The following is a 5,358-nucleotide window of genomic DNA, read 5'->3' as shown; positions in this document are numbered from 1 at the left end:
GGGCAGGGCGGCGGCTTTGGTCGAGGCAGTCAAGGTGTCTGGCCGGGATCGACGGGCAGGGGCAGCGCAACTTCATTCGTCCGCTTGCCGGCCTCGACGTCGCCAACGGCGAGATCGAGATGTTGGGGCAAGCGGTTCAGCATCCCACGCCGCGAAATCTCCGGGCGAGGGGAATCGGATTTCTGCCCGATGATCGGCACCGCGAAGGTCTGTTCCTCGAACTGACGATCGCTGAAAATATCGGCTTGGGGATCGACAGTCTGAGAAATGGCTGGCGGCTGGCCGATCTCGCGACATGGTCGAAGGTTGCCGAGATCGCCCGAGCATCGTTCCGCATACGAACGCCATCGGTCTCCACGGCGATGCGGGATCTGTCGGGTGGGAACCAGCAGAAGGTGGCATTGGCTCGCGAACTTGGTGCCAATCCCCTGGTGTTGCTCGCCGACGAACCGACAAAAGGTGTAGATGTCGCCGCCAGGGCCGACATCTACGCGATGCTGCGATCGCATGCCGAACGCGGGAATGCGGTCGTTGTGCTGTCTTCCGACGCCCAGGAACTGGCGGGCGTCTGCGACCGAGTCGTCGTGTTTTCTCAGAACGCTATCTGTTCGGAGCTCGACGGGGAGAACGTCTCTCAGGACAGCATTCTTGAAGCAAGCCTGCACGCAAGAACGGCCCGCGTGGACCGCGCCGCGGAGCGTGCGAGCAGTCGTGGAACGGTCGTGAAGCGATTCGCTCCCACGGTCTTGCTGCTTCTGGGGATGTTGGCGATCGCAGCCATTGTCATAACATTGAACCCGCTCTTTCTGAACAAGAGCAACCTGACATCAATGTTGACTTTTGCAGCCATTCTCGGCTGCCTGGCCGCGAGCCAGCTCTCCGTCGTCCTGCTTGGAGGCGTCGATCTTTCGTTGGGTCCGCTCGCCGGCCTCGTCGTCGTGATTGCTTCATTCCTCATGACCGACGCGGCGTCTCCGGGCACGCTGCTGGCGTGGGGTGCGGTTATTGTCGCCGGCTGTGCGCTGTTTGCGTCGGCGCAGGCGTTCTTTGTGCCCGTCTTTTCGGCCAACGCACCGGCATCTCAAGGCGGTACCCTTGCATCCGCTGTACCGGCTCGGGGCTTTCGGCGGCAACAACCTGTTATTAGGCGGGTTCTGACCCACAGTCTTCGGCCGCTGCGTCGAGCGGCAACCGTTACGGAATGCGCAATAACTCCCGCAGGCGGACTGGCAGTTGCGACGAGGCATGCAATTCCTTGCAGCTCTGTTCCCATCGCCGGAGATATTCCGCGATGGGAACACCGGTTCGGCCGGGCCAACGGTTGAGTGCGCCCAGCGCCTCGAGGCAGTCGGGCGCGCGGTCGTATTCGGCGAGGATGGTCACTGACATCGCCTGGGCGAAAGGATTGAGGCCGGGTATTTCGATTTCGTTGCGATTGCCGGCGAACCACGCCGCGGCGTCGGCCGTGAGCCCTTGGCTGTCGGCCAGCTTGGTATAGTCTTGGACGATGTTCTGGCGATACCCGGCAATGGCATCGCCGAAGGCGTTGTCACCGGCGAAAGGCGGGTTCTGCTTCCAGTCCTTCGCCAGGCGCCCCAGCCCGCGCAGCGAGAAGGCTTCAACCATCGCCTCCTCGAGCCACTGGCAGGGTGGCGCCGGCTTGGCATCGGCCTGCCAGCTGTTGGCTGCGACATGGCCGAGCTCATGTCCGAACTGGTAGGCCAGCTTCGACCAGTCGCGCTCGCCAATATCCACAATGATCCACGCCATGGTGCTGCTGTCCGGATGCAGCCAGACGGACGGTGGGCCTGACGTATGCTCGTCGACGCGAAGCCGCGTCGGCTGACGATCGGAAACCAGGCCGACGCCATCCAGACAGGCGTGCCGCATGCGCTCCACGACTTGCTCCGCTGAGCGCGGCAGCATGTGGCCCCAGTTGCCTGCGAGTTCGATGGGGGCGGTGAGAAGGCTCTTAGGCGGGACAGTCAATGAAACGCGCTTCGGCATGGCGGCGTGGCTCCTGTCCAAACCAACCCAACGCGCCAGCGCCGCGAAGGTTGTGCCTGCGGCCGCCAAACCCGCGAATAGTCTAATAAAATCTCGCCGCTGCACTCCCATTCCCAAGGATCCGATCGGTCAACGGTCAGGGTACCATGTTGATCGACATCGGCGAAGGTTCGACAAACTCGGCGCATTTTTTCGAGAGCCATCCGACCTCTGGAACTGGAGGTGCTTGACCGCCAATGGTTTCCGGACACGGGGTAAGCTGGGCCGCGCGGCCTAGCGGCGACTACGCCAGTCAGCCTGGCTTTCTCGGATGAACGCGAATACCGCTCGGCGAGATATTATTCCAGTAGCTCAGACCCTTTCGTTGTTTCTTAGGATATTGCTCCCCTCATCGTTGCTTCCCTTCAAAATAACTATGAGATTGTGGTAAAAGTGTATGGATACAATGTGCTTGTCAAAGTACGTCGGTTGATAATTGGGCTTGATGAATTCCTCATAGTTCAATGAATCTACAAGGCTTTTGAAGAACCCAACAATGGTCCCGTTGCTATCTAAGTCGTCACTGTTCCCGCCAAATTCCGGCCAATACGAGGTTTGCACATCCTCTACAGCGTATATCCCGTTGTTGCTAAGTAGCGGAAACAGCACCTCAAACGATTTTATTACATGCGCATTAATATGGCTTCCATCGTCGATTATGATGTCGAAGCTCCCGGCATCCTTGAAGACGCTTCTCAAGAAATCTTCGTCGAATTGACTGCCTTGATGAATTTTAACGCGACCCCGTTCGTGCGGCTGTTTGTCAAAGATGTCGATTCCGTGAATGATCGCACTGGGAAAATATTCTTCCCACATGCGCAGTGATCCACCGCCGGCGTTCGGATTGTCATAGCCGCCGACGCCAATCTCAAGAAGAGAAAGCTTCTGGTCTCGATAGGGGCTGAAATGATTGTGATAGTGCTGGGCATACCAGTGAGATCCCCATTTATCCACGCCGTGCTTCACGGCGAGGCGAACAAGGTCGTTCGAATGCCGCAAGACATTGGGTTGAAAAACCGACGGAGGCTCCGCGAGAAGAAAGCTTTCCCACGTAGCGCATGCCGTCCGGGACAGTGTGACCCGACCGTCAGGTTCGGCACAGAGGAATAGACCTTCGGCCTTGAGAGCAACTCGCCCATTGCTCAGGTCCATGATTGCAAACACGGTCGCGTCTTCCTGGCCGCCCTCCTCGCCATCCATATTCAGTATTTCCGAGCGGTTGGTTCGACAGATGATAGGCCGCAGGGATCCAGCAACCTCGTACATGATTTGACCATGTGCTCCATCCGACACCAAGCGCGCATTGGCCGGGCTGTCCCCCACCTGCCCATGCATCAGTTCACCGGATTTGGGCGCAACGAAAAGCGTCGTGCCGTGCGCGGTGAGCAGCCGCGGCGGTAACCCTGCAGATCTCCGAATCACGTTTGGCTCCCTATCTGAAGTTTGGTTCCGGCCGGATTTGACCATCCAACAAGGCGGTTCGGCATTGACCGCCGAAGCGACAAGATTGGAATGTCACCAAACCAATTATTCCTTTCACGAACTACCGGCTCCTTTCACGACTACCGGCGCGTCATTCACCTGTTCCGTGGATTGCGACCGTGGGCCGCTGTAGACCGTAAATCTCCACCTCCGAGAGATGGAGATACTCCTTGCGAGGAATCGAAATCCGAACGTAGCGTGTTTCCACGGGTGTGCCAGAGGACCATACCAGTGGCATTCCTGCGCTATATCCGCCGAAGATCTGACCGGGATCAGTACTGAAAATCCGCTTCCAGGATTCACCATCATCCGAGGCTTCGACGATAATGGGTGAAGCGCGCCGCTGCAGCCATTCAGGAACACGATCGCGGTTGAATAGCCGAATGGCGAACACGTGGCACAGTTCGCCTAGGTCAACCATCCACCACGGATTCTCGGCATTTTCGGTATGAAATCCAAGCGCCTTTGCTGGATCTCCATTTACGGCATTCCCGGCATCTTCCTCCAAGGTCGATCCGATGGACCACCGGCTTAACGAACTTTGCGTTGCCCGCTTGTTGAGCGCCAGATTGGGCAGGGAAAGGTCTATGGGAGGCTGCCCATCGAATTGACGAACCGGCTGGTAGCCCCGAAGTCTACCAACTTCGAGATAGTGGTGCAGCGGATCCTCGAACCACCCTTCGCTTATCTCCATTGCAGCATCGATGTATCGGTGGGCATACCAGACGGAGTCGAAGGTGATGGCAGACCCCTGCGCGTTCCTCGTCGGCAAGCCGTTGTCGTAATTCTCTCTCGGTACACGCAGGAAAGGAGCGGCGGTTTTCAGCAGCGCGACCTGATTGCGTGATATTTCCTTCCATCTGCCTGATACCCGATGGTGATATTCCAGGCTCTGTTCCTCAGGTAATCCATAGTTCAACGGAAACAGAAAGTATCTATAGCGAATATCGTCCACCGGCAGCAGATCGATCTCGCGATGGTGCGCCGGATTGTAGAAACCACTGAGTGGAAGAAAGATCGTCTGCGCCCGGGAAAGCCACGCCGCCAACCAGGAGAACGTGCTGACTGCAACGACAATGTTCTTCGCGGAACGAATCAAATCGAAGTCCGCCCTTGCCCCTTGGCTGTCGTAAAATGTAGCTTTCGGGAAGCGGGATTTAAGCTGTCGTACATACTCTGAATCGCCAAGCTGGCCTACAAACACCGGATTTAGCCCGGTCGAGGCAACCACGTCCTCATAAAACTCTATTGGAAGGAGCGGATAGTGGGACACACCCTGAAGAATTTCAGCGGTACGAACATTAATCAGCAAGTCACTTTCGCCGATTCTTCGCGAGGGGGGACTGTAAGGGAAAAGCGGTTGATAGAGGTGAGGCGGCTCAAGGAACTCCATCCTCTGCAGATGGTCGGCCATCATTACGCGTACCGACTCGCTTCGGTTCGCAAGAAGGCAAATCTCATTGATGTGAGGCCGGAAAGCGTCCCACGTCCATAAATCGATGTTGTCAAAGAACCGCTCGTTCTGCGTATTATCAGGTATTTCGATATCCCACTCCGGAATCGATACGTTAACAATGCTGCAATTCGCGATCCGCTTAGATATTGCTAGAGCGCCCATATACTGAATCATTTTATTTGCTAAATTACCACGATGTCGCATAACAATTACGCGCTTGCGTGTAAAGTAATTATCCTGCGTCAACTGTGTCATCGAGCATGCCCTATGTGTAATTATCATATTCGCCTTGCGAAAAGTCCCACCCAATCATCAATCACAAACTCCCAATCCAATTTTTTAGCGGATTCTTGAATCTCGCAACAATAGTCTCT

General features: G+C 56.5%; 3 protein-coding genes and 1 pseudogene. 1 reads left to right on the top strand and 3 read right to left on the bottom strand.

Annotated elements, in window-relative coordinates:
• Positions 1-38: 38 nt before the first annotated feature.
• A pseudogene (locus C1D09_RS33810) lies at positions 39-395 on the top strand (hypothetical protein); the annotation flags it as partial.
• Positions 396-1,194: 799 nt separating this feature from the next.
• Here the strand turns inward: C1D09_RS33810 and C1D09_RS33805 are convergent.
• From C1D09_RS33805 to C1D09_RS16555, 3 genes are all read right to left on the bottom strand, one after another.
• Positions 1,195-2,007, bottom strand: coding sequence for a DUF2799 domain-containing protein (locus C1D09_RS33805; protein WP_143975322.1), 813 nt, complete (start codon positions 2,005-2,007; stop codon positions 1,195-1,197).
• 351 nt (positions 2,008-2,358) lie between these two features.
• On the bottom strand, positions 2,359-3,468 hold the full coding sequence (locus C1D09_RS16560; protein WP_167514644.1) for a class I SAM-dependent methyltransferase: 1,110 nt from the start codon (positions 3,466-3,468) through the stop codon (positions 2,359-2,361).
• 151 nt (positions 3,469-3,619) lie between these two features.
• On the bottom strand, positions 3,620-5,239 hold the full coding sequence (locus C1D09_RS16555; RefSeq protein ID WP_167514643.1) for a discoidin domain-containing protein: 1,620 nt from the start codon (positions 5,237-5,239) through the stop codon (positions 3,620-3,622).
• Between the last annotated feature and the right edge of the window lie 119 nt (positions 5,240-5,358).

It is taken from the genome of Mesorhizobium intechi (genome assembly GCF_002879535.1).
GTDB lineage: Bacteria > Pseudomonadota > Alphaproteobacteria > Rhizobiales > Rhizobiaceae > Mesorhizobium > Mesorhizobium intechi.
The sequence above is the reverse complement of the archived record's forward strand: the minus strand, read 5'-3'. Positions and strand labels throughout refer to the sequence as shown.

Excerpts from the sequence above, each read along its gene's own strand:
- C1D09_RS33805 (WP_143975322.1), bottom strand. The coding sequence starts at position 2,007 with ATGCCGAAGCGCGTTTCATTGACTGTCCCGCCTAAGAGCCTTCTCACC.
- C1D09_RS16555 (WP_167514643.1), bottom strand. The coding sequence starts at position 5,239 with ATGACACAGTTGACGCAGGATAATTACTTTACACGCAAGCGCGTAATT.